We start from the raw sequence: 25,419 nt of genomic DNA, 5'->3' as shown, positions 1-25,419 counted from the left end.
CCGAGACTTTCCAGGGTAAGACTGTTACGGCGGGTCGGTCGATTACTGATCAAAAGACTCCGTTTTATAGTCATTCTGGGTGAAAGTCAAAGGTTCCCGCATCGGTGTACGCAGGTTACCGTTCGCCAAATCTCTCCGCACGGGCCAGGCGAGCTTCGAGGGCCTGAGAAAGAGCTTCCGTTCGCTGCGGAGTGGGTAGGTCTTCACGGCCGAGAAGCGATTTGGCGAACGATTTTGCCTTTCCGCTTTTTACGGTGAGAAGCTTCTCGCGGAGCGAATCGTCGATGGCCAGACCGAGGCGTTGGTGGCATTCGTCGAGAAGTTCCAAGAGCTTGGCGGACTCTCGGGGGAGATTTGTTTGTCGAGCGAGGAAGGTGGCGATCAACTTGGCCGAGATCCACGCCGGCAGCGGCCCGGCAGAGGTGGCCTCAGTAAGGACGTCAACCACGCGGCTGAGCTTCATCCACCCGCCAGCGTAGACATCGTTCCAGGCATCGACGAGCAATTGGATGTGGCATCGATCGCTGTTCATCAGCTCGACCCAGGCTTCGATTGCCATGGCCTTGGCGTTGGTGTCTTTGCTGGCGGTGGCAATCCACAAGGCCCGCGCAGCCATCGTCGTAACGCAGCGATCGGGCTCGAACAAGGGAAGCAGGAACTGGGCATATCGTTCTTCGACGCTACTGCCGCTTTCGATTCGATCGACCAGGCAGAGCGTGCTGCGACTCCAGTACCAGTCGAGCTTCATAGGCCAGATGGTAGCGAGATAAGCGTAGACGTACATCGGCGCATGGGCGACTTTCAGATCGTTGAGCTTTGCGGTGAGAAATCCGAAGTGGCGCCCAAGTTGGCTTTCCGCGTTGCTGATCTCCATGATGGTCTGAATGTTCTCGGGGCTGATCGCCTCTCCGCTGAGCGATTCTTTGAGTTGGTTGATTTCGTCTTCGAGAGGATTACGATCTTCTTCTGCCATCGCCGACCATTTGATCGGACGGAGGTAACGTGCGCCCCCTTTGGTCGCTTCGACCGCTTTCCACTGGTAGTTGGCTGGCTTCAAGACGTCGGGAAGTCGCCAAAGTTCAACGGGCACTTGAGCGATCTCTTCAGCAGGAAGATGGTTCTTAAGATCAATCCACGGATCACGGGCTCGAATCGCGGCAATCCAAACTTGAATCGACCAGCGATCGTCGAGCTTGAGATCGTCGAAGGTATCGGTCGGTTTGATCGCAACGTTGACCAACTGTTTCATGCGTGGCGATAAGGGACTGGCATCGTCGTCAACCAACTGCCAGGCCTCATCTCGACGGTCGGGGGCCAGGCGTAGGAGGGAACGAACCATGTCGCTGTCCATGATGTCGGCTTCGCTCGCTTCGACGGTTTCCAGCCGGCGAACCCATGCCACCGGATCGATCCAGCCGCCGCGGTGCGTGGGCGTTGAGAGGAGCGGATAAATCGTGTTCTGGCGAAGCCGCTCGGAGACTTCCCACAAAAACTCAGCCGGCGGGAAGCCATTGGGTTCCATCAATTCACTGAGTACCCCTTTCTCTTTCAGCCAGGCGACGATCAACCGCGTCATCGACTCACCGCTGTAACCTCCCAGCATGCCGCGTAAAGGGCGTGACATGATTGGTTGGCAGGCCCGATTGCGAAGCGACTTGGTAAGGGCAGGGAAGTGCTTCGGTTTCTCTTTGTGTAAACGAATGATGCCATCAACGATTCGATCGAGTGTGTCGGGGCATTCCAAGGCTTCAACTGCGGCCGAAGTAACTTGCACCAACTCGTCGACCGTTTCAATCGGCGGGATCGCTTCGTAGTGATCGAGTACGCGGATTTCGTTCATCCGCCACTGGCCTGGCTCGGCCAGCTGATGCGAGTCGAGGGCTGCCACGGCTTGGGGCAGCGCGAACCGTTGGGCTGAGGTCTCATCGACGGCAGCGATTCGCTCCGCTTGATCTCCCAGGTCTTCTGTGGAAGGTGCCTCGAGTGTGCTGGTGCCCACCGTTTCCGTGCTCGGCAAAAGAGTTTCGAGGCGAGCGCGAAGTGTGGGGGCGACCGTTTCGAGATGCAAGCGAATTGCGTCGAGGGCATCTTCGTCGGAGTTCTCCAGGTGCACGGCCAACCCTGCGATGGCATCCTCTTGCACTTCCTTGGCTGGGTGAGCCAAGGCGAACGTTAAGCCACGTACGGCCTCGACACGTAGATCGGCCTGCTTCGCCAAGCGATCCAAGAGGGCGACGGCCTTTCGAGCGTGCCCCTTGGGTTTGTGTTGGAAGATGTTGGGAAGCTCGACGACGACTTCCGCGCCGTTGAGCTTCTTCTCCTTCTCGATTTGCAGCAGTTGATCGAGTGCAAAGCCAGCGACCACCGCTTGGGCGTCGGAAAGAAGTCCGATCCACTGCGGCTGGAAGAGAAGCGAATCCTTGCGGCTTTTGGGGTTTGGTTTGCCCATTGCCGATTTGGCAAAGATGATGCAACTGTTGCGTTCGGTTTTGTTGAGTGGTTCGTTGAGTGCTTCCAAGCAGGCCGTCGTCATTCGAGGGCGATCGAGCAAGCCTTCTTCGTTAAGCCAGTGAATGAGTGGTTCCCAAGTTTTCGGCACCGAAAGAGCCCATCGACTGCTGGGGACTTCGTAGAGGTGATCGATGACGTCTGGGACTTCACGTAGCAGTTTCTGGGTTGCTTCTGGTTGCTTCTCGAAAGCATGTGGCAAACTGTTATCGGTCCAGTCCATGACGAGGAACTTCCGATCGACGCGGGACAGCAAGCCATGCTGATAGAGAAGTACCCAATAGGAAGCGCTGACGGTTCTCCCTTTATCGCGGCCTGACGGACTGGTGACTTCTTCAGTCCACTGCTCAAGCCACGGGGGCTGTCGATCGGCCATGATCTGGGCGGACTCGGCCTCGTAATCGGGAACCGACGAATAGATGCTACAGTGCGCTTGATCTGCTACTCCAAACCAGGCCAGCCACGCAATGTACCCGAGTTGGTAATCGTAGTTGCGGCTACGCTTGTCCATCGGCGTGAGCTTGTATTGCGCACGTTTCTTGAGAACATCGGGATGCTCTTCGTTCAGATCGGTATGCACACTACGAAGAATGTAAGTGTCGATTCCCTTGGCTAACCACAATGTCTTAAGGGGACGCTGCGCCTCGGCTCGTTCTTCTTCCCTGGCCGTAGAAAGGATCTCGACAATCTTCTGAGGATCTTTGTTTAGAACAGCAGTTTCCAGGGCTTCGATCATAGTAAGGCGTCTCTGACGAGGATTTAATTAAGGGAAGATGTGCAAGCATTGGTCCTAAAGGATGTTTCGTTCGGCACGTGCTAAGCGAGCATCCAAGACTTGGAGGAGTGCGTCGGCTTGATCAACGCTTGGTTGGTTCTCGCGAGCCATTAACGTTTGCACGCTTTGCTTCGCTTTACCGCTTTTGATGGCGGATAGCTTTTCATGGAGCGTATCGGTCACGGCCAAGCCAAGTTTCTCGTGGCATTCGTTGAGAGCGATCAAGACTTGATCGACATCACGAGGAAATTTTGCTTGTCGCACAAGGAATTCGGCTAGCAGGTGCGCGATTCGCCAGGCAGCGAGTGTACTGGTGGCGGCCACTTGCTGCAGCACTTCGGACAAGTGGTTGAGATTCATCCAGCCACCGGCTAACACATCTTCCCAGGCATCGATCAACGTCTGGGTTTCGCAGCGATCGCTGGCAATCAGTTCGAGCCAAACTTCGATGGCGATGGCCTGGTTACCAGAATCTTTGTTGGCGGTGGCGATCCACAGAGCCCGAGCCGCCATCGGTGTGACGCAGCGATCGACCTCAAGCAGCGGAAGCAGAAACTGCGAGTAGGCTTCTTCCGGCTTTCCATTACAGGAGATGTGGCGAGCCAAAGCGATGGTTGCGGCAGACCAATACCAATCGAGCTTCATTGGCCACTCGCCGGCCTGGGACGCGTAGAAGTGAGAAGGAGCCGCCGCGTAACGGACGTAGTTCAGCTGCGCCGTGAGGAAGCCATGTTGATGAAAGAATTCTTTCTCTGCTTGAACGACTTCTCGAAACGCACGCGACGCTTCCTTAATGTCGGTCGATTGTTCGCGGATACGCGCTTGGAGGTCGCCATGAACTTCGGAGAGTCGCGTCAGTTCGGTTTCGCGGGAATCGCGATCCTCCGTGCGAACGGGGCTGCTTTCAATACGGTTGGCTCTCGTACCACCTCTTGTCACGGGAATAGCCTGCCAGTGGTAGTTCGCCGGTCGCCAGGCGTCAGGCAGTTTCCAAAGTTCGGTGGGAACTTCCGCAATTTGCTCGGAAGAAAGAACGTCGGCCATGTCCATCCACGGATCACGGGCACGAATTGCTGCTATCCAAACGGTCAACGGCCAAGTGTCATCCGCATGATAAGCCGCCAAAGACTTGCCTGGCTCCAGCACGAAGCTGGCCAACTTTGTCATTCGTGATGAAACTTGGCACGTATCTTTGACGACCAACTGCCATGCTTCGTCTCGGCGGTCAGGTGCCAGACGCAGCATACTTCGGCATAGGTCTTGTTCCAGAATGTCGGCTTGATCGCCTTCGAGCGTTTCCAGACGTTGCACCCAAACACGTGGATCGATCCAGCCACCATGGTGCGTCGCCGCTGAGAGAAGCGGATAGGCGGTATTGGACGCCAGTCGCTCGGATATTGCCCACCATAACTGAGCCAAAGGGAACTCGGTGCTGGAAGTGACGTCGGACGAATCTCGCGTGGCGTTAAAGCTCAGCTTCAGTCTTCCCCCTAACCAAGCCGCAATCAGACGTCCGAGTGCCTGGCAGGCGTAGTTTCCGGTGATGCCTTGTTTGGGCCGGAGGGTGTTTCCCTGGCAAACGCGATCACGTAGGGAGGCTGTTAACGCAGAGAAATGCGCCGGTCGATCGTCACGTAGACGTGTGATTGCTTCGACGATGCGATCTGCCAAGTCTGGATCGTCATACGTCTCAACGGCGGCGGAGGTAATTCGCACCAATTCTTCAAGTGACTCAATCGGTGCCAGCCGCGGATATTGATCCAGAACGCGAACGTGCGTCATCCGCCACGTACCTGGTTCGGCCAGTTTTCCAGATTCCAGGGCCGCGAGAGCTTCATTGAGGCGGAACCGCTGAGCAACGGCTGGAGGTAAGGCTCGGATACGTGCCGCACGATCTCCCAGGCCAAGCGATGACTTTTTTGCTGCCGCACAGGTAGTCGCCGACGAGGCGATTGCAGATACGGGAGCCACGGGAAGTATTTCTTCCAATTGTTTTTGCAGCGTCGGTGGAATCGTTTCTTGCTGTCGACGGATCGCTTCGATCGTTTCGGTATCGCAGTCACCGAGCAGATTCCCCAAGAGTTGGCTCGCGGCCTCTTGGACTTCGCGGGCAGGATGCGTCAAGGCGAAGGTAAGCCCGCGGACTGCGTCGTTCCTAAACGGTACTTTCCTGGCAAGACGCCCCAGGAAGGAGACCGCCTTCTTGGCTAACGGCTTGGACTTATGGTGGAAGATCTGGGGTAATTCCAGGACGGCATTGGCGTCATCGAGTTTGTCATTCTTTTCCAGTAGGAGAAGTTGTTCGAGCGCCCAGCTCGATGTGGCTGCTTGCGCGTCGGCCAGCAAGGTAAACCACTGAGGCTGACAAGCAGCAAGGACCGCAATGCTTTCCGCGTTGGAAGGACGGATCGCGGCGTTGACGAAATAGAAGCAGTGTTGCCGATGTGCTCTGCGAAATGGGGTGGAGAGCATGGCATTCAAAGCGTTGGTGACGATCCGTTTTCGATCCAGCAAATTCTCTTCGACGAGCCAATCGATAATCGGCTCCCATTCCTCACGCCGCATCCATTCTTCCGAGTCGCCAGGTACGTCGTAAACTTGCTCCAAGACTTGAGGTAGCTCACGAAAGATGCGCTCGGTTGCCTCACGGTTCTCGGCGTAGGCAGGCGTCAGGCCCAACCGATGATCTTCGCGTCCGACAAATCGTCGATCGAGTTGTTTGAGGAAGCCTTGTTCGTACAGCGCGACCCAATAGGTCGTCGGAACAGGCGTAATCTTGTAAGGTGCCTTCGTCCGTTCGACTTCCTTGATCCATTGGTCGAGCCACGGAGGACTGCGGTCGGCCAAGATCTGGGCACACTCCTTTTCAAAGCGAAGAATGTACGGCTCCTGCGTACAGTGTTTCAGATCGGTCAGACCGAACCAAGTGAGTTGTACCAAGCCGCTGGCCGAATCGCCTTGACGAGGATTGCGATCGAAGACTTTCTTAGCCTCGAATTCGCCTCGTTTCGTCACAACTTCCGGATCATCGGAGTTCAAATTGAAGTCGCAGTATTGCGAAGCGTTCAAGGTTTGGTTGAGGGCCAACCAGCGTATCATGACCGGACGCAACGCCGCGGCTCGCTCCTCTTCACTGGCTGAGGCGAGAACCTGGACGACTTGTTGTCGATCGCCGCTGAGGATGGCTGTTTCTAACGCATCGATCATTAGGGAACTTGTTCTCGATGCGTCAGGATACGGGCAGCGAGGACATGTTTGCATGGGCCGCGGTCTCCCTGATGGCGGCTGAACCACGGGCACGTGCAGGTGTCCCCAGTTGAGGTTAGGCGAACGAAGTAGGTCAGATCGCCACTATCGACCTCGGCGCTCCGCACATTGTTGGCCGGATCGCCGGTGATGCGAACGGCTCCGTCGGCAACCAGCTTGGCGGCGTGCTTGAGCCGTGGTTGATCCTTCTCGATGCGTGAAAGATCGATGGGGAGTTTACGTTGAAAGTAGTAGCCAGTTGCCGCGTCAAAGCCGGCCAGGCCACTGGAAGCCAATGCGGCCAGGGTCGCTTCCGAATCGGCGACGCTCCAGCCTAAGGTGCTGGCGATTTCCGCAGGGTCGATCGTCTCGGCGGGGCCTGCTGTACTGATCGAATTTGTACTGCGACCGGCGAGCCAATCTTCAAGCGTCGCGACACGATCTTCCCAATCACCGGTCGCCAAGAGGGAAAGCGTCTGTCCTTCGCCTGAGAAACCACGATAAAGCTCGGGGGAAAGCACTAGCCAGTAACGCAGCGCCTCGGCTTCGCCAAGCCAGGCATGGACGCCGGAATCGGGATCGGCGTACAGATGGACTTCGCGCAGCAGCGGCAAGATCGAACGGAGCGTATCGAGCCGCTGCATGCCGCCGACCTGGATCGAGCCAGGCGTTTCTCGTGGTGACAAACGTGGTTTGCCGGCGGTAACAGTCAGGTAGGCGGGATGCTTCGCGTTACGGCTGACTTGCTGCAACAACGGCATGATCAGCCCCGGAGAGAATCGATGGGCGAGCCGCAGCCGAGATTGATAGACCTGAACCTCGCACAGTCCCTTGATCCACCGCCGGGGAAGAGTGACCTGTTTTTCGACCACGCGCTTGTTGTCGTGTTCGACGGCCAAACTTTCGGGTGAGATGTCGAGTGCAACGTCACTGGCCTGACCAATTTGATCGAGATGACCAATCATCTGAGCATTGAAATCGACATTGGTGGTGCCGAATCGAATCTCTTCGGCATTTAGTGCGGCTCGGTCGAGATCGAGACGAACGTAGGCTCCACAGCAGCCGCTGAAGCCCTCGAAGCGAAGTGTATTGGTACTCGCGGTCGCGATCGGATCGAGCTGGGGAGGGCGGGCATCGAAGTAGTGCGTCCGAACCACGCGACTTAAAGCTCGCAGCATTCGAGCCGTTTGCCGGGGATAGACCAGCTTGCTTTGCAGGAAGAGACCATGTTTAGCTGCCGTAGCGGATGAAATCTTAGCTTGCGCCATCTGATCGCATGCAGCTAATTGAATCCCGGCGTCGGTTGCGGCGGACGCGAAAGGATAGTGGTAGCCAAATTGATCGAGGTCCGCAGTCATGCTGGTAGGGGCTTCGTTGCATCAGGCAGGCGTTGCCCGGAGGAGAATGAGGGAGGAAGAGTTGTCGGGAGAAGTTGTTGGATTCAATTTGTAACAACTAGATTTTCGGTTTGCCAGAAATTTCCTGAGGCCTTCCTTATGCCAAAAGCGTTGAGTCGATTCGGCGAGCTCTGGGATGCAGCGATTCAGGTTGCCAATTGGGCCTCTGCCGCAGTTCGGGCGGCACCTAAATGGGTTGCGGTTTCCCGTTGTGCGGGCTTGCGGCGGTGTGCTTTTCATTATCAGCAGTTAAGGGGTAAATGCCGGGAAATTCCGATGTTTTGCCATCAATAAAGTGAAGATGTCTTGAGGTCTGTGGCGAGATTCAAGGCAAATTTCCCGGGGCTAATTTGCAATTTGTCATCCGCAGATTTCTTGTTTCTGCCAATTGAACTTGACTCCGTTGAGCAAATGAGCGCTGCTATCTAGGATTCGAAGAGTTGTCTTATTTCTTCTAGATTCTTTGCCTAGGTTTTTTCGGTTTTTACCATGACATCACGAGTTGCCCGGAAGGGATTTACGTTGGTGGAACTGTTGGTGGTTATCGCCATTATTGGGGTTCTGATTGCTTTGTTATTGCCAGCCGTGCAGCAGGCCCGTGAGGCCGCACGACGTATGAGCTGCTCGAACAATCTGAAGCAACTCGGCCTGGCGATGCACAACTTCCACGATACCTACGGCGCCTTCCCAGTCGGTACGACCGACGACGATATGAACAACTGGGGTTGGGGTGTTTACTTGCTGCCGTACATCGAGCAGGACAACCTCTACACCGCGATGACGACTCGCTCGTCGGCTGGTTTCCCACCGGCGTTCCTAGTTTACAAGTCGGGTACGCACGTCAACGTTGATACTTACGACAGCACGAGCAGCACCTCGAACCCAACAGCCGTAGTGAACGCCAACACCGGCGGAACGGTCGCAGGTCAGGGTGGGGCAACGGTCAAGCTGGAAGCGTTCATCTGCCCAAGCGATGTTCTGCCGGCTGAAGAAGATCAGGGTTTTGCCAAGAGCAACTACCTGGGATGCATGGGATCGAACTACGGTGGTAACGCCCCAAACATGCCGAACGCTTACTCGTGGAACACGGGTGTCGAAGGTGGTCAATCGCCAGGTTCGCTCGGACGTAACTACTGGGGTTCGTCGATGAATGGTGTCTTCGGTGCTGACAATAACAACACCGAAACGTGGATGCGTCGCTTTGCTGATATTACCGACGGTACCAGTAACACGATCGCGATTGGCGAAGTGACCGTTTCCGAACACGTGACCACTTCGAGCGTCAGCGATACGCGTTTCCCGATCTGGGCTGGTGGTAACGGCTTCTGCTGTGCAATGCGTCGTCTGGGTGGCGTACTTCGCATGGCGAACAGCCAGTTCTACATCAATCGTCGTGTGGGCGATGCTTCTGATCAGAGCTTCGGTAGCCAACACCCAGGTGGTGCTCAGTTTGTGTATTGCGATGGTTCGGTTTCGTTCCTGAGCGAGAACATCAACACCAACGCCTACAGCTACTTGGCTGGTCGTAACGACGGCAACGTCATCTCGAACAACTAGGTCAGGCTGACTTGAGCCCACAGTTCAAGTCGTTGGAATGACGTTTCGGTGGCATCGCCTTGATCGGCCGTGCCACCTACTTGATTGAACGATCACGCAGGGCAAGATTGTCGGATCGTTTTTCTGCATCATTTGTTTTCGCTCTCCTACTTGGGGTGTTTTAAGGTGTATCGTCCATTATTCGCCGGTTTGTTTTTGTTAGTCGTCACGGTTTCGATGGGGTGCGGTTCGCAGGGTGCGTACGACACCTCGCCCGTTCACGGCACCGTGACCTTTGAAGGCGAACCTGTCATCGAAGGAACCATCGACTTTCTGCCGATTCCGGGTCCCGGTTCGGAGGAAATGGGCAAGCCAGGTGCAGCTTCGATTGCTGAAGATGGCACCTACACGGCCAGCACTTATGGCGACAGCGATGGCATTGTTCCTGGTCGCAAACGCGTTCAGTACAGTGCCCCGCTGCCGGAAGACACGCGTGAGAACGCCAACAAGAAGCCAAGTCCTTACGTCGGTTTTGAGATCGAGCCTGCCGAGATCGACGTGAAAGATGGCGACAACCAGATCGACTTCGTGCTTACCAAGCCGAAGAAGACTCGTTAACGCGATGGTTTCATCAGGGCTGGTGTGCGTAGCTCGATCCCAGCGAGCACGCACACTACTGCCCGACTTTCTCTTGGACCATCACGGCCCAGCCCGGTGTTCGGTTCGGACCCCGGCGTCCCTCGACAACCAGCTTTTCGATCGCCACATTCCAATGTTCTTTGGTGATCGGGTCGAGGTAGTCGATCAGCCGTAGCGAAGTTTCTTCGGCGTCGACTTTCTGGAGCGTGTCTTGATCGATCCGCGTACTGCGGCGTTGTCCGGCAAGCGATTCAAACGCTGGATGATGCAAGATAAGTCCTCGCTGTGATACGTCGTCGATCGTATCAGGACGAAGATCGATCAGCACGACCATCTGGTTTCCGCTGATATCGGTATCGAGAATGCCAAAGTCACCCAGTTCGACCGACATGCCGAGCACGCCGATGACTTTGCGTTGGGCTCCGGTACCGGCGAAGATTGGCACCGAGAATGCGACTTTCAGCGTATCACTTGTATCGCTGGAATACGTCGCCGAGAGGTTCGCTTGTTGTATCGGAGCGACGTCCATGCTTGATTCTTCAAGGTCGTGCCCTTTGCCGTGGAAATAATCGCGGAACGCGTACAAGTTACCAATCGTGTTGCTCATCGGAGCACGAGCAACTTGTCGGCCGTCCACATCCAACAAGAACAGACTGTTCACATCGAGGGCGTTCTCTTCCTGCAGTTGAATGAACTGTTGGTTTAGCCAGGCCTGGGCTCCTTCCCAGCGAGCTACGTCGTCTGGTTCTTCATTGATGGTTGCCATGGCCTCTTTGATTTGCGAATCACGAACGGCCGCTTCCAAAATTCGCCAGCGTAGGTCGATCTGGCCAGCGATTGTTTTCGCCGCGAACTTCGCAGAAGTCTGCAAGCTTTGCTGTTTCGCGAGTTCAGCGGTCAAACGCGCATCATGCTCGCTACGGGCCATGTAACCCAGCCACAGCGCGGATCCGGTAATGATGGCCATCAGGATGGCCGTGCTGATAAGCATGGTGCCCACCAACGATCGGTGTCGCCGCGACCAGCGAGCCACACGACGGGTCGAAGGTTCGGCATATGCTTGGACAGGTTCGTCGGCCAGGTAGCTTTCGATGTCGTTGGCCAGATCGAGCGCTGTGGCATATCGTTTGTTGGGATCGAGCGCCATCGCCTTGAGGCAAATTGCTTCGATCGCCTTCGACAAGCGGCGTTGGTGTTGTGTCGGAGGAGGAAAGTCACCACTGAGAATCTGTTGGCGAATCTGTGGGAAGCTGCTCCCGTTGAAGGGAGCTACGCCAGTCAGGATTTTGTAGAGCGTACCACCGAGGCTATAGATATCGGTCGCGGGACTGAGCACGAGCGCTTTCTCGGCGACTTCCGGACTCATGTATGCAGGCGTACCAGCCCCATGGTCGGAACCTTGGCTCGAATCGCTGTCGCTGGGCATAAGGGTCTCTTCACCAGTCTGGCGAAACTGTTCGTCACGACCAAACGGCTGCGCCAATCCCCAGTCGACGACCAGCGTTTCTCCATACTTGCCGAGCATGATGTTCGACGGTTTGATGTCGCGATGGATGATGCCGCGATTGTGGGCGTAGGCAATTGTTTTGCAGACCGTTACAAACTGCCCCAGCAGTTTGTGGAGCTGCGATTGATTGAAGTTGCTGCCACCTTGATGCAAGCGAGCGATCGCTTCGTCGAGCGTTTCGCCTTGAATGTAACGCATCACATAGAAGATACGTCCATCGAAGCTTTCGCCCAGGCCGTACACCGGTACGACGCCAGGGTGGTCCAAGCGGCTGGTGACTTCCGCTTCGCGACGGAAGACGCTGCGATGCTCTTCGCTCTCGCTAATGTGGCGATGAATGAACTTGAGAACCACTTCGCGATGCAGCATGTCATCTTGAGCGCGATAGACTGCACCGAGGCCTCCTTGGGCGAGCCAACGGAGTTCTCCGAAACGGGACGAAGTGAAATACTCAGGCTCTTCCCGAGGTGTGCCCGCTTTCGTGCGACACTGAGTGGTTTCTTCTGAGTTTTGCAGACGCTGGTTCATCGCCTTGAGGGCCTCGATCTGCCGCTCGAGATCTTCCTTAAGTTCAGGTGCGTCAGCGCAAAGCGAGGCAGCGTCGAGATCTTCACCTCGTTCGGCGGCCTCCTCCCATTGATCAAGCATCTGAGCCAGGCGGCTTTGTGATGTCTCGCTCATCGCTTACACATCCTCTTCATGGTTGTCCACTGCTGTTCCTAACAGCACGTCATGCAGCATCAACCTCGCCGAACGCCACCGTCGGCGAATGGTGCGAACACTGGTATCAAGGACATGAGCCGCTTGTTCCTGGGAAAGATCGTGATACCAAAGTAAGTCAAAGACTTCCTTTTCTTCCGTAGGAAGCTGATCTACGCGGCTATGAAACTCTTGCCATTCGGCTAAGTGACCCGGGTCGTTGGTCACTTCGGCATGTTCGTAGCCTTGCGGACGCTCGTTGTCTTGTTGGTCGACGAATTGCGTTTGATGGTTGGCTCCCATCCCTTGGGGACCTTGGTAACGCCGCGCCATGTCGACCAATTCGCGGCGGATCTGCAAGGCAGCCAGGCGAAAGTAATGACGGGCGTCGGTTAGCTGTGTTTCTCGCAGCGCCTGAAAGAAGCGAAGCGAGGCATTTTGGAAGACGTCATCGGTTTGTTCCCAGCGAGCCACATTCGGAAAGTTCTTTAGCATACTACGCGTTAGCCGCGTTAAGCGTTCGCAAGTGATATTCAAAAGTTCCGATGCAGCGGTCGGGTCTCCCTCGTTCAAACGGTTGATGCATGCATCGATCGTTTGCCCAGGATCGTGGTGGTCGGTCATGGCAATCTTGTTCCCATGTAGGAACTCTCCCCCTATTTGTGTTGCAATGTCAGTCTACTGAGACAACCAGAGTGTCGCAATCAAGAACCCGCTGAGGGTGGGGCTTCGGAGGGCGACTTTTGGCAGATTGCTAGATGCTGGTCTCGCGGTCGATTCATTCGAGGGAGTCGCATACCGATGGAGATATAAAAAAAGCGGCATGATTCAGTTCATGCCGCTTGATTTGATCTCGACTTTTTGGCGTTAGATACGCTGGACCGAAACGCGTCCCGCTTTGACGTACTGCTTATTCAGGCCCAAGATTTTGAACTTCGGCTTGTAACGATCGGCGGCCGAGTAGCTGCTGAACTGCTTGGAATGGGTGGGTTCGCCGATGCCGTTGTACTTCCAGATCTTCCAGTGCTGACGGCGGTAAGTATCGGAAATGCGGTCGGCGTCACGCTGCGAGTTGGCGACCGAGGACCAAACCACGCCACCACTGAGTGGATGGTACAAGGTGACGCGATAGCGATGATGCGGAACTGGACGTGGTTTGGGCTTGGGTGGGCACCAGCCAGGAACGTCGATTTGGATCGGACCGACCTGGAAATCTTTGGCACTGACTTGGTTGGTAACAGCGGCGAATGCGACGGCCACGAGCAGGAGGGCGGTGAGTCGTTTCATGGGACTGGCTCCGGACTTCGGTAGGATGGTTGTGGCCGTTGTTGATGGCCGGTGAGTGTCTTGCTTATTGAGCTCAGCGAATGCCAGCAGCAATAGCGGCCACAATTTCGGAAAGTTTTTCTGGTAGCCGCCGAGAATGCCGACATTTGGGCGTTTTCATCCCCAGTTCCGCAAAGCTGGAAGTTTGCCGAGAGGGGCGGCGGAGAGTACCATGAGGGTGACTAAAAGCGTCTTGGTCTGCCGAGCGAAAATGGTCAATTCCTGCCTAATCGATACCATCCCACCTCCTTGGTTCCGTCCCCCTGCGTGCGAGGAATTCCTGAAGATGCGAATTGGCCTGTTTGCCATTCTGCTGATCCTGTCTCCCTTGGCTGTGACCGCCTCCATGGTTCAAGCCGAGGAACCGGTCGATTTCAATCGCGACATTCGTCCAATCTTGGCTGGCAAGTGTTTTGCTTGTCATGGTCCGGACGAAGGGCATCGGGAAGCGGACTTGCGGCTCGACGACCGTGACGCGGCAATTGATCACGGCGCGATTGTGCCGGAATCGGCCGAAGAGAGTAGTCTGATCGAGCGGATCATGACCGATGACCCAGACATGGTGATGCCGCCTCCGAAAGCGAAAGATACGCTCAAGCCGGAACAAAAAGAACTGCTGCGTCGCTGGATCGAACAAGGAGCGGAGTACGCCAAGCATTGGGCGTTCGTCGCACCCACTAAGCCAACGCCTCCAACGGTTGATAACAAGGCCTGGCCACGCAATCCGATCGATCACTTTGTGCTGGCAAAGCTCGAGGCCGCAAAGCTCTCGCCATCGCCGGAGGCGGATAAGTACGCCTTGGTGCGTCGTATTTACCTTGACTTGATTGGCCTACCACCGACTCCGGAAGAAGCCGATGCGTTCGTGCAGAGTGATGATCCGGCGGCCTACGAAAAGCTGGTCGACAAGCTGCTTGCTTCGCCACGCTACGGCGAACGCTGGGGACGCGAATGGCTCGACCTGGCACGTTACTCTGATACCAATGGCTATGAGAAAGATCGTGAACGATCGATCTGGCCGTATCGCGACTGGGTAATCCGAGCGATCAACGATGACATGCCGTTCGATCAGTTCACCATCGAGCAGATCGCTGGGGACATGCTTCCTGATCCGACTCCCAGTCAACGAATTGCGACCGGGTTTCATCGCAATACGATGCTAAATGAAGAAGGGGGTATCGATCCGCTGGAGTATCGCTTTTATGCAATGGTCGATCGGGTTGCCACTACAGGAACGGTCTGGTTAGGCATGACCACCGGCTGTGCGCAATGTCACACACACAAATACGATCCGATAACCCACACCGATTACTACGCACTGATGGCGTTGATGAATAACGCCGACGAGCCTGACTTGGTGCTCAAGCCGGAAGAGCTGGTCGAACGCACCAAAAAGCTGGAGCAGGAAATTCGTTCGCTGGAGGACTCCTTAGTTAACGATTTTCCTCCTGAGGAAGGGGAAGGAGCCGAGGAAGAGCGTCGAACCCAAAACTTCGAGAAGCACTTCCAAGCCTGGCTGCTAAAGCTTCAGGATGAGGCGGTTGATTGGAAGTCGCTGAAGGCCACTCATTTAAAAACCAATTTGCCACTGTTGGAACAGTTGCCCGATAATTCGATTTTCTCGACCGGCGATATTACCAAGAGAGACGTTTTCACGCTGTTTTTCCAATTGCCCGAACAATCAGAACCCGTCACGGCGATTCGCTTGGAAGTACTGCCTGACGAGCGTCTTCCCGCCGGCGGACCGGGAAGGGCTTTCTATGAAGGACGCAAAGGAGACTTCTTTCTAAGCGAGTTCTCGATGCGAATTGATGGGAAATCGATTCCGCTGAAAGATGCGTCGCACGACTACGGCAAGATTGCCGTGGGCAGTGGCTCGGCCGATGCGGCGAATGTGATCGACGGCGAAGGTTCTACTGGTTGGTCGACTGCGCAGGCAGAAGGGCAGCCGCATCAATTGGTGCTGAATCTGGCCGAGCCAGTTACTGGCGGACGGGAGCTACGTGTTGAGCTTCTGTTTGAACGCCACTTCGCGGCTAGTCTCGGTCGTTTTCGAATCTCGGTGGCTCATGCGGACAAGACGGTGGCCGCCAAGCAGATTCCTATGCAGCTGGAAGAGATCCTGGCTCGCAATGCCACGTCCTGGACCGAGGAAGAGAAAGATCGCTTGAAGCGTCAATTCATCCAAGACTCTCCTGAGTTGGCGGAAGCTCGCAAACCGATCGACGCCCTCAGAAAGAAACTGCCCGACTACCCGACCACGATGGTGCTGGAGGAACGCCCCGAGGAAAACCCGCGGGTTACCCATTTGCATCACCGCGGCGAGTACCTGAGTCCTAAACAGGAGGTCGATCCGAACATTCCTGCTTTCCTTCGGGAGGGGGAGGAGGCTGGTCCGAAGAACCGACTAGAGTTCGCTCGCTGGCTGGTCAGTTCCGAGAATCCCTTGGTCGCTCGTGTCACCGTAAACCGTGCCTGGCAAGCAATCTTTGGAAAAGGATTGGTCGAATCAAGTGGTGACTTCGGGACGCAATCTGAGCCCCCTTCGCACCCAGGCCTGCTCGACTATCTTTCCGTCAAGTTCATGGAAGAAGGCTGGTCACGCAAGGAGTTGCATCGTGCGATCGTGACCAGTGCAACCTATCGGCAAAGTTCGGTGACCACGCCTGAGCTGAAAGAGCGTGATCCCTCCAATCGATTACTGGCACGGGGTCCCCGTTTCCGGGTCGATGCCGAACTGGTCCGCGATACGATGCTCAAGTCGAGCGGGCTGCTTTCCGACAAAATGTTTGGCCACGGCGTTTACCCTCCCCAGCCCAAAAGTGTGACAGCACTGGCTTATGGCAATGTTCCTTGGAAGCCATCGACGGGTGAGGATCGTTATCGTCGTTCGATCTATACGTTCAGCAAGCGAACCGCTCCGTTTGCTTCGTATACCGTGTTCGATGCTCCGACCGGTGAAGTTTGTACCGCGGGCCGTGACCGCAGCAACACACCGCTGCAAGCGCTGACGCTACTGAACGATGAGATGTACCTAGAACTGGCGCAACACTTGGCAGAAGTTTCGATCACGACCAAGGCTACCGAAGAGGAAATCGTCACGGCCATATTCCGCCGGTTGCTGACGCGTCCTCCTGAACCGGCGGAGGTTGAAACGTTGCTTGATTACTATCACACGCAGCTGGAACGTATCGAACGTGGCGAGTTGGAAGCGTCGCTGGTCGCCGGTAGCGATCAAGCCTCGCAGCAGCAAGCGGCTTGGGCGATGGTGGCCAGAGTGCTGATGAATGTCGACGAAGCGATTGCAAAACCATAGAGACGGAACCGAGAAACATGAGTTTGAATCCTCTACAGCGGCAAACGCGACGTCACTTCTTTCAGAACTGCGGCGTCGGTATCGGTAAGATTGCCTTGGCATCACTGTTGGCTCAATCGTCTTCTCCCAGCCAGGCTGTGGCGAGCGAGGCGGCGGCGAGTCCGTTCGCGCCGAAGGAAGGTCACTTTCCAGCGAAGGCGAAACGGGTGATCTACTTGTTCATGGCTGGTGCGCCGAGCCAGTTGGATATGTTTGATTACAAGCCGAAGCTGGCCGAACTTGCCGGAAAACCGATTCCTCCGTCAGTCATTCAAGGCCAACGGTATGCGTTTATCCAGCCAGATGCCGCCGTGCTAGGTCCGCAGTTCAAGTTCGCCAAACATGGGCAGTCGGGGGCGGCAATCTCGGAGGTGCTGCCTCACTTGGCGAACGTCGTAGACGACATCGCGATGGTTCGATCGGTCCACACGGACTTATTCAACCATTCGCCCGCCCAGCTCTTTTGTAACACGGGCAGCGGTGTCCCCGGCCGGCCAAGTATGGGTTCCTGGCTGAGTTACGGGATTGGTAGCGAAGCGAATGACTTACCTTCGTTTGTGGTGCTGAAAAGCGGCGGTAGTTTGAGTGGTGGAGCCGCGATGTGGAACGCGGGCTTCTTGCCGTCGGTTCATCAGGGAGTTCCCTTTCGGGGGCAAGGCGATCCGATTTTGCATGTCTCGAATCCGGCCGGTTACGACAAGCAAGCCCAGCGTGAATCGATCGATGTCATTCGCCAGTTGAACCAACGCCGCTTCAGCGAAGTTGGCGATCCTGAAATTCAAACGCGGATGGATGCCTATGAAATGGCCTTCAAAATGCAAACCCGCGCGCCTGAACTGATGGACTTCTCGCAGGAGTCGCAAGAGACGCTCAATTTGTACGGAGCGAATCCCAGCGATCCTGGTCAGGCGTTTGCCAACAATTGCTTGCTTGCCCGTCGCTTGGCAGAACGTGGCGTCCGCTTCATTCAGGTGTATCACGCCGGATGGGATCATCACAGCAATGTGAAAGGTGGCGTTCAAGGGCAATGTAAGCAGACCGATCAGGCATGTGCGGCGCTGATTCAAGACCTGAAGCGTCGCGGCTTGTTGGATGACACGCTGGTCGTCTGGGGTGGTGAATTTGGCCGAACGCCGATGGTCGAAGCCAGTGCCGCCCTAGGTCGAAGCCAAGGACGTGACCATCATCCGCAAGCATTCACCATGTGGTTCGCCGGTGGCGGGATCAAGCCGGGTATCACGTTGGGGCAAACCGATGAGCTGGGCTTCCATCCGGTCGAACAACCCGTGCATGTACATGATGTTCAAGCTACGATCCTTCGTTGTTTGGGGATCGATCATGAACAGCTCACGTTCCGGTTTCGCGGTCTTAATTTCCGACTGACGGGTGTCGAGGAACATCACCCGGTTGATGACTTGTTGGTCTAACCATACCCTGCCTGTTTATTCCCTCCTTTCCCCATCCCACCTTCAGGATCTACTAATGCGCACTTTGCTTTTGCTATTGGCGATGGCTGCGACGACCGTCGCCCAAGATGCCCCTTACGACGTCATGCCTTCGGTCGAGTCTCCGTATTATCGCGTGCGTTACGAAGCGAATACCGAGGAAGGAAAACTGATCTATCCGGTGAGCTACACGATGTGGTTGCCACCGGGTGTCGATAAGCTGCGTGGTGTGATTGTGCATCAACATGGCTGCGGGGTTGGCTCGTGTCGCTCGGGTCAGACTGGAGCGTTCGATTTACATTGGCAGGCCTTGGCCAAACAGCACGATTGTGCCCTTGTCTCGCCGGTATACGAACAGCCTGACATGGCCGATTGTCAGAAGTGGTGTGATCCTCGCAACGGATCGGACGAGGCGTTTCAGGCAGGCCTAAGTGATCTGGCGAAGCTTTCTGGGCATCCTGAACTTACCAGCGTTCCGTGGGCCTTGTGGGGACATAGTGGCGGAGGACATTGGGCTGGCGGCATGTTACTGCTGCACCCGGATCGCGTAGCCGCCGTTTGGCTGCGTTCGGGTGTGCCGATGATGAAAGAGAAGGAGGGACGCCCTAAACCGTACGAAGTGAACGAAGCTGCTTGTGGCGTGCCAACGATGTGCAATCTGGGCACGAAGGAGGGGTTCACGGTCACCGATGGCCGTTTCTCGGGGGTGTGGCCCGGAGTGGAAACCTTCTTTACGGCGATGCGAAATGCGGGAGGCCTCGTGGGTATCGCAGTCGATCCGCTCACTAGTCACGAATGTGGCAACCAGCGTTATTTGGCCATTGTCTGGTTGGATGCTTGCTTGACGCTTCGTTTGCCGGAGAATTCGGGCGAGCCACTTCGTCCGATCGCCGCGAATAGTGGTTGGTTGACGCCACGCTACGAACCAGGTGAAACACCCGCCGAGCCAGTCAACGTCAGCAAATTTTCACAGGAGGTCGCCAACTCGATTTGGCTACCAACCAAGAAGATTGCCACCGCTTGGCAGCAGTATGTGAAAGACACGAACATCGACGACACTACGCCGCCGCCAGCACCTTCGAGGCTGCGTGTCGAGGGTAATGTGTTGACCTGGGACGCCGAAGCGGATCTCGAAAGTGGGCTCGCTAAGTTCGAGATCGAACGGGATGGCAAAGTGATCGGTCAGGTTCCTGCGAAACTGAAAAATCCATTTGGCCGACCAATCTTTCAGGGGCTACAGTACAGCGATACACCCGCTCAGCCGTTGGTCGAAATGCGATTTATCGACGAGTCGGCTGAACCGAGTAAGTTGTATTCGTATCGCGTAATCGCCGAGAACACCGTGGGCTTGAAGTCAAAATAACGGAATGTCGCTGATTACTTCGTCGTCGGACGAGTGATTGAAGCAGCTTTCAATTGAGCAAGTCGCTTTCGCAAGCGATCGGCGATATCAGGTTGCTCGCGGACAAGATTGGTACTCTGCGAGCGATCTTTCTGAAGGTTATAGAGCTGCGAATTCGGGGCATCGGGTTTGAACTTGCCGTTCTCGATGTCACTGTTTTCTTCACCAGCAAAAAGCAGAGCAGGGGGACCGCCGAGGCCATGGCCGGCTCGGGCCGTGAATCCGCCACCTCCCTTGGCACTGATATAGACCCAGTCGCCTTCCCTTAGCGTTAAGTGGTTGCGATTGCTGGCCGCCAGAACCAAATGATCGCGAATCGGTTCGCTTGACTCTTCTAGCAGGGCTGGCAAAATGTTGTAGCTATCGGGGCCTTGTGTTTCGCCCAGCGACTGCGAAGTCAGCGCGGCGAGCGTGCTCAGCAGGTCGACGTTCGAGATCAATTGATCCGATTGGCTACCGGCTTTGATTTTGCCAGGCCAACGCGCAAGAAACGGGACACGGTGTCCACCCTCCCAGGCATCGAATTTGAAACCAAGGAGTTCTCCGTTTAAGCGGTGACCACTTTTCACCGCGTGCTGTCCGCCGGCGTTGAGCATGCCACCGTTGTCGCTTGTTAAGATCACCAGCGTGTTCTCTTCGAGTCCTTCCTCTTTCAAGGTCTTCATTAACTCACCCACGATCCAGTCAAGCTCGTGGACGAAATCTCCGTACGGTCCCGTCTCGCTGGTACCTTGAAAACGACGTGCCGGTGTGAAGGGGTGGTGAATGTTGGTGGTCGCATGATAAAGGAAGAATGGTTCGTCCTTGTGGCTTTTGATCCATGCTTGTGATTTTTCGAGAAGCTTGGTGCCGACCGATTCGTCCTGGTAAAGAGCATGTGCTGCTTTTGCTCCACCGATCTGGTTCAATCCAAACTTCTCAGGAAAGGCTTTTGTTTCGGCTTTCTGGTTGTAGACCAACGGATCGTCTGCGACCAAACCGACTACGTGATGATCCTCCACGAAAACAAACGGCGGGTGGCTGTTTACCACCGGCACGCCAAAGTAATAGTCAAAACCAAGTTCCAGCGGGCCAGGCTTCAGTTCGCCATTCCAGTCAGGCGTCTTCTCGCCGAAGCCAAGGTGCCACTTGCCAATGCAGGCCGTCGCATAGCCAGCTCGCTTCATGACATCTGCGATCGTGGTGCGATCAGGATCGACGATCAGCTTCGAGCGTAGAAAGACCGGGTTATAGACATCGGCTCGGAATGGATATTGCCCCGTCAGCAAAGCATAACGCGAAGCCGAACAGGTTGCCGAAGCTGAATGGGCATCGGTAAAGCGACGCCCCTCTTGGGCCAAGCGGTCGATGTTCGGCGTCACATGTTTAGTGGCTCCGTAGCACCCAATGTCTCCATAACCCAAGTCGTCGACAAAAATCAGGACCACATTGGGGGGCGAGTCCGCGGCTTGGGAGGGTGACGTACAACAGGCGAGAGCGAACGCACAAACCAGGCAGGCCTGCCAAGCAAGGGGAAATGGATTAAAAGGCATCGGAGGGAATTCCCCTGGAGGTCGATTGCGGAACAAAGAACAGCGGGCGGGGTACTTATAAGGAGTGGAACTAGGAGAAATGTGTTTGTAATCGACACAGCCTGTCAGGATCAAGTTTTCTGACGGAAAAGCACCGATTAAGCTTGTTTGTCTTTTCTAGTTAAGGACGGATCGTCCCCATTGTTGATAAATAATTCTTGTCTATTGCGAATCAAGCTCTCTACAATGGCGTGTGCGCGGAACCTCGGTTGTCGATCTAAGAAGGAGCCGGTTTTGCCAGAATTGCGCCGTAGGCAGAGGTCGCGATCCACTATTTCTCGTTCAGTACTTACTCAAACGTTGGTTGGGGTAATTGTCTGCGTGGGAGTTCTTTGCGGCATCCGCTCAACCGCCGCGGCCACCTTGTTGGAAACACGCGAACTGTTTCGTACCGGGCAATACGCCGAGTGTGCCGAACTATCCGGGCAAGAGATTGAAAAAGGTTCGTATTCGCTCGAATGGCGTTTTCTGAAACTGGAAAGCGAGATGGCCCTTGGCCGTTACGCCGACGCTGCTGTCACGTTGGAAGAAGCGAAGAAGGTTTCCTCCTCCAACATGAAGCTCATGTGGATCGAACGGGATGTCCGTCGCTTTAATGGGCAGTCCGCCAAAGCGGATGAGGTTCTCGCTGATATCGGAGCACGCGTCGAACGATCGAGCGGAACCTATCGCGACCTGGAAACGATGATTGTCATCGGCAAGTTCTTTCTCGAGATCGGTGCCGATCCTAAGCAAATTCGTATCGACGTTTACAAACAACTACAAAAGCGTGCTCCCAGTTTTGTCGGCTCGTACTTGGCATCGGCTGAATTGGCTTTGTCCAAAAACGATTATGCCCTTGCTGCGGAAGACTATTTAAAAGCGCTTGAAGCGGACGACGACAATCCAGAAGTGATGTATGGTCTGGCGCGTTCGTTTGAATCAAGCGACGCGGAGAAAGCCGAGGCTTATCTTAAGCAAGCCCTTGAGATCAATCCGAATCATGTGCCCAGCTTACTGCTCGTTGCCGAGAATCATCTGCTTTCCGAGAGCTACGACAAGACGGAGGAGGTGCTTGAGCAAATCTTTAAGGTCAATCCAGCCGAGCCGCGTGCTTGGGCGATGCAGGCGGTGCTCGCTCACTTGGCCAATGATCATGAGAAGGAAAGTTATAGTCGAGCGAAAGCGTTAAGTCACTGGACGGACAACCCGGAGGTGGACTATCTGATCGGCAAGTACCTTGCGCAGAAGTATCGTTTCGCTGAGGCGGCTGAATCTCAGCGAAAAGCGTTGGCGTTCGACAGCGATTACCTGCCGGCCAAGATGGAGCTGGCAAACGATTTGTTACGTCTTGGTGAAGTCGACACCGGTTGGCGGTTGGCAGAGGAAGTGTTCGACCGCGACAACTACAACGTGGTCGCCCACAACCTTTCGACCCTGCATGAACACATGCAGAAGTTCCGCACACTTCAAAGTGACGGCTTTGTTGTACGAATGGATGCCAAAGAAGCCGAGATCTATGGACCACGTGTACTGGACTTGCTTCGTGAAGCGAAAAAGGTTTTGTGCGAAAAGTACGATGTCGAGTTAAACGAAACGATTGCTGTCGAGATCTTTCCGAAGCAGCAAGACTTCGCGATTCGGACGTTTGGCTTGCCTGGCGGAGCTGGCTTTCTGGGCGTCTGTTTTGGCAACGTCATTACGATGAACTCGCCAGCGTCGCGCGGCGATAATCCTTCCAATTGGGAAGCGGTGTTGTGGCATGAGTTTTGTCATGTGGTCACGCTGACCAAGACACGCAACAAGATGCCACGCTGGCTCAGCGAAGGAATCTCGGTCTACGAGGAAGGACTCAAGAATCCAGCTTGGGGTCAATCCATTTCGCCCGCGTATCGCCAGATGATCTTAGGTGACGACCTGACACCGGTCAGCGAACTAAGCAGTGCGTTCCGGCGGCCTCCCAGTTCCCAGCATTTGATGTTCGCTTACTACGAATCGGCGGTCGTGGTTGAGTTTATTGTTGAGCAGTTTGGGATCGAGTCGTTGCGTGCCATCTTGGTGGACCTAGGTAAGGGATTGCAGATCAACGACGCCTTAGCACGCCATGCGGCTCCCTTGGACGGGCTGGACGCGGTCTTCGAAAAATACATCCGCGAGCGTGCCAATGAGTTCGCATCGGACGCCAGCTTCGAATCCGAAGAGCTTCCCCCGTTTACCAAGTCAGCGGACTGGAAGGAGTGGATCGGTGAGCATCCAGACAACTTCCTTGCGCTGCAACAGTACGCGATGACCCTTTTGCGGGAAGAACAGTGGGAAGCTGCGCAAGAGCCGATAGATAAGCTGCTGGAATTTGCGCCAAATTACGCAGGAGAGGGGAACGCGCTGCGGATGAAAGCGAAGATCCATCAAGAATTAGGCGAAACCGAGCCCGAGATCGAGGTGTTAGAACAACTAGCCGATTTGAGTTCCGATGCGCTGGACGTCTATCGCCGCCTCGCAGAATTGCATTCGGCAGAGAAGAACTGGGCATCGGTGGTAACCAATGCTCAGCGAATTTTGGCGGTCAATCCGTTAACGTCTGAACCTTATCAGTTGTTAGCGACCGCTGGCGAGCGGTTAGACGACCGCGAAGTAGCCCTGTCTGGTTTGCAAATATTAACGCTGATGGATCCCTACGATCCCGCGGATATCCACTATCGCGTGGCGTTGATGTTGAAAGAGACCGGCAAGCTGGAAGAAGCTCGCAAGCACGTCCTATTCGCATTGGAGGAAGCCCCTCGTTATCGAGACGCTCACAAGTTACTCCTTTCACTGGCTGATTCACCAGTTTCTAAGCCGGAAGATGCCACGAGCGACACCCCCATGACGCCAGGCGAAGGAAAGGAAGCTGAGAACAAGGCGGAATCCATTAGCCCCGAGATGGCATCCTCAGAATCGAAAACATCGGAGACTCCATCTACTGACAAGCCGTCCTCTCCTGAAAAGGAGAGCCTCAAGGACGAAGTACCAAGTACAAAGACGATGAATCCCACGCCTCTGGGAACTGGGGCGGAAAAAGCCGCTCCCAACCAAGGCCCCGCCCCGGACAATAACCCATCTGCCGACACTCCTGATTCCGCTATTCCCGCTTCCTCGCCGCTTCCGGACGACAACGAATGATCTTGAAATCGAAACCGGCAAGGTTACTGCTTTTGGTTGCCTGTCTCACGCTGATTACTGGGGTCGTCTTCGCTCAATTTGGTGGAGGGGGCCGACGCATGCGCGATAACTTCGGTGGTCGCGGATATCGCAGTAGTCCGGAACGGGGCGCGAAGAATGACTGGGAGATCGACGAGCGTTTTCAGCACGATGCATTTCGCTTTGCGCGAGTTAAGTACACCTCGTACGGTTGGCGAGATAAGTGGGCAATCGACTTTCCGGAAAGTGATTTGAATTTACCGCATCGCTTGCGGGAGCTAACTTCGATGGAAGTCCACCCAGAGAGTGTCATTGTCGAATTGACCGACGATGATCTTTCTGACTATCCATTCCTATACATCGTTGAACCGGGCGATATGAATCTCTCGCAAGGCGAAGTTGAAGGGCTGCGACGTTATTTGCTCAACGGTGGTTTTCTGATGGTCGACGACTTCTGGGGCGAGGACGAGTGGTATACGTTCTACCAGAATATTAAGCGGGTTTTTCCCGATCGTGAACCGCAAGAGTTGCCGCTCGAGCACGATATCTTCCACTTGGTGTACGACCTCCAAGAGAAGCCGATGATTGTGAGTATCGGCACTTGGATGCGGGGCAGTTCCACCGAACGCTCTGACGCCCAAGAACCGCATTACCGAGGCATCTTCGACGACGACGGCCGCATGATGGCAATTATTTGTCATAACACCGATCTGGGTGATGGATGGGAAGAGGAAGGGGTCGATCCTACCTACTTCAAGCAATACTCCGAGCGATTCGCTTACCCCCTGGGAATCAACATTATTACCTATGCCATGACCCACTAAGACTTGCCCTGACGCCGTTTGGCCAATCCTCCG

Annotated in this window: 14 protein-coding genes; 7 read left to right on the top strand and 7 right to left on the bottom strand. The window is 55.3% G+C overall.

The window, feature by feature from the left end; genetic code table 11:
• Positions 1-115: 115 nt before the first annotated feature.
• Genes C5Y83_RS10395 through C5Y83_RS10385 form a run of 3 tightly spaced genes read right to left on the bottom strand, consistent with a single transcriptional unit; the run spans position 116 to position 7,887 of the window.
• A complete protein-coding gene (locus C5Y83_RS10395; protein ID WP_105329601.1) occupies positions 116-3,244 on the bottom strand; it encodes a DUF6493 family protein in 3,129 nt (1,042 codons plus the stop codon).
• 54 nt (positions 3,245-3,298) lie between these two features.
• Positions 3,299-6,490 (bottom strand): DUF6493 family protein, encoded by a 3,192-nt coding sequence (locus C5Y83_RS10390; protein ID WP_105329600.1) that lies wholly within the window; start codon positions 6,488-6,490, stop codon positions 3,299-3,301.
• On the bottom strand, positions 6,490-7,887 hold the full coding sequence (locus tag C5Y83_RS10385) for an SWIM zinc finger domain-containing protein (protein ID WP_105329599.1): 1,398 nt from the start codon (positions 7,885-7,887) through the stop codon (positions 6,490-6,492). The genes C5Y83_RS10390 and C5Y83_RS10385 overlap by 1 nt, the downstream gene beginning before the upstream one ends.
• Positions 7,888-8,415: 528 nt before the next feature.
• Between C5Y83_RS10385 and C5Y83_RS10380 the strand changes: the two genes are divergently transcribed.
• Positions 8,416-9,483: a DUF1559 domain-containing protein gene (locus C5Y83_RS10380; protein ID WP_105329598.1), complete on the top strand. Its 1,068-nt coding sequence runs from the start codon at positions 8,416-8,418 to the stop codon at positions 9,481-9,483.
• 165 nt (positions 9,484-9,648) lie between these two features.
• Complete coding sequence (locus tag C5Y83_RS10375) at positions 9,649-10,080, top strand: hypothetical protein (protein WP_146117733.1); 432 nt, start codon at positions 9,649-9,651, stop codon at positions 10,078-10,080.
• Positions 10,081-10,135: 55 nt separating this feature from the next.
• On the opposite strand, the gene C5Y83_RS10370 is transcribed toward C5Y83_RS10375, so the two are convergent.
• The 3 genes from C5Y83_RS10370 to C5Y83_RS10360 form a co-directional block, all read right to left on the bottom strand.
• The gene (locus tag C5Y83_RS10370) at positions 10,136-12,289 is read right to left on the bottom strand and encodes a serine/threonine protein kinase (protein WP_105329596.1); all 2,154 of its coding nucleotides are present in this window, start codon (positions 12,287-12,289) and stop codon (positions 10,136-10,138) included.
• Between the two features lie 3 nt (positions 12,290-12,292).
• Positions 12,293-12,931, bottom strand: a complete 639-nt coding sequence (locus tag C5Y83_RS10365) for an RNA polymerase sigma factor (protein ID WP_105329595.1) — start codon at positions 12,929-12,931, stop codon at positions 12,293-12,295.
• Between the two features lie 243 nt (positions 12,932-13,174).
• On the bottom strand, positions 13,175-13,594 hold the full coding sequence (locus C5Y83_RS10360) for a hypothetical protein (RefSeq protein WP_105329594.1): 420 nt from the start codon (positions 13,592-13,594) through the stop codon (positions 13,175-13,177).
• A 325-nt stretch (positions 13,595-13,919) separates the two neighbouring features.
• On the opposite strand from C5Y83_RS10360, the gene C5Y83_RS10355 reads away from it, so the two are divergent.
• Genes C5Y83_RS10355 through C5Y83_RS10345 form a run of 3 tightly spaced genes read left to right on the top strand, consistent with a single transcriptional unit; the run spans position 13,920 to position 19,796 of the window.
• Positions 13,920-16,949, top strand: coding sequence for a PSD1 and planctomycete cytochrome C domain-containing protein (locus tag C5Y83_RS10355; RefSeq protein WP_158262316.1), 3,030 nt, complete (start codon positions 13,920-13,922; stop codon positions 16,947-16,949).
• A gap of 17 nt (positions 16,950-16,966) precedes the next feature.
• A complete protein-coding gene (locus tag C5Y83_RS10350; RefSeq protein WP_105329592.1) occupies positions 16,967-18,415 on the top strand; it encodes a DUF1501 domain-containing protein in 1,449 nt (482 codons plus the stop codon).
• Between the two features lie 55 nt (positions 18,416-18,470).
• Complete coding sequence (locus C5Y83_RS10345) at positions 18,471-19,796, top strand: alpha/beta hydrolase family protein (protein ID WP_105329591.1); 1,326 nt, start codon at positions 18,471-18,473, stop codon at positions 19,794-19,796.
• Between the two features lie 14 nt (positions 19,797-19,810).
• Here C5Y83_RS10345 and C5Y83_RS10340 read toward each other — a convergent pair whose 3' ends face one another.
• Positions 19,811-21,367: a sulfatase family protein gene (locus C5Y83_RS10340; RefSeq protein ID WP_105329590.1), complete on the bottom strand. Its 1,557-nt coding sequence runs from the start codon at positions 21,365-21,367 to the stop codon at positions 19,811-19,813.
• Between the two features lie 360 nt (positions 21,368-21,727).
• Here C5Y83_RS10340 and C5Y83_RS10335 point away from each other — a divergent pair, with 360 nt between their 5' ends.
• Together C5Y83_RS10335 and C5Y83_RS10330 are read left to right on the top strand one after the other, a co-directional pair.
• Positions 21,728-24,544, top strand: a complete 2,817-nt coding sequence (locus tag C5Y83_RS10335; RefSeq protein ID WP_233207181.1) for a tetratricopeptide repeat protein — start codon at positions 21,728-21,730, stop codon at positions 24,542-24,544.
• The gene (locus tag C5Y83_RS10330; RefSeq protein ID WP_105329589.1) at positions 24,541-25,386 is read left to right on the top strand and encodes a DUF4159 domain-containing protein; all 846 of its coding nucleotides are present in this window, start codon (positions 24,541-24,543) and stop codon (positions 25,384-25,386) included. The genes C5Y83_RS10335 and C5Y83_RS10330 overlap by 4 nt, the downstream gene beginning before the upstream one ends.
• Positions 25,387-25,419: the final 33 nt, after the last annotated feature.

This window comes from Blastopirellula marina, assembly GCF_002967765.1.
GTDB classification, from domain to species: domain Bacteria; phylum Planctomycetota; class Planctomycetia; order Pirellulales; family Pirellulaceae; genus Bremerella; species Bremerella marina_A.
Note: the sequence above shows the minus strand (reverse complement) of the source record. Positions and strands in the feature narration are given on the sequence as shown.

Coding starts and splice junctions, on each gene's coding strand:
- C5Y83_RS10395 (WP_105329601.1), bottom strand. CDS start 3,244: ATGATCGAAGCCCTGGAAACTGCTGTTCTAAACAAAGATCCTCAGAAG.
- C5Y83_RS10390 (WP_105329600.1), bottom strand. CDS start 6,490: ATGATCGATGCGTTAGAAACAGCCATCCTCAGCGGCGATCGACAACAA.
- C5Y83_RS10385 (WP_105329599.1), bottom strand. CDS start 7,887: ATGACTGCGGACCTCGATCAATTTGGCTACCACTATCCTTTCGCGTCC.
- C5Y83_RS10380 (WP_105329598.1), top strand. CDS start 8,416: ATGACATCACGAGTTGCCCGGAAGGGATTTACGTTGGTGGAACTGTTG.
- C5Y83_RS10370 (WP_105329596.1), bottom strand. CDS start 12,289: ATGAGCGAGACATCACAAAGCCGCCTGGCTCAGATGCTTGATCAATGG.
- C5Y83_RS10365 (WP_105329595.1), bottom strand. CDS start 12,931: ATGACCGACCACCACGATCCTGGGCAAACGATCGATGCATGCATCAAC.
- C5Y83_RS10360 (WP_105329594.1), bottom strand. CDS start 13,594: ATGAAACGACTCACCGCCCTCCTGCTCGTGGCCGTCGCATTCGCCGCT.
- C5Y83_RS10355 (WP_158262316.1), top strand. CDS start 13,920: ATGCGAATTGGCCTGTTTGCCATTCTGCTGATCCTGTCTCCCTTGGCT.
- C5Y83_RS10350 (WP_105329592.1), top strand. CDS start 16,967: ATGAGTTTGAATCCTCTACAGCGGCAAACGCGACGTCACTTCTTTCAG.
- C5Y83_RS10345 (WP_105329591.1), top strand. CDS start 18,471: ATGCGCACTTTGCTTTTGCTATTGGCGATGGCTGCGACGACCGTCGCC.
- C5Y83_RS10340 (WP_105329590.1), bottom strand. CDS start 21,367: ATGCCTTTTAATCCATTTCCCCTTGCTTGGCAGGCCTGCCTGGTTTGT.
- C5Y83_RS10330 (WP_105329589.1), top strand. CDS start 24,541: ATGATCTTGAAATCGAAACCGGCAAGGTTACTGCTTTTGGTTGCCTGT.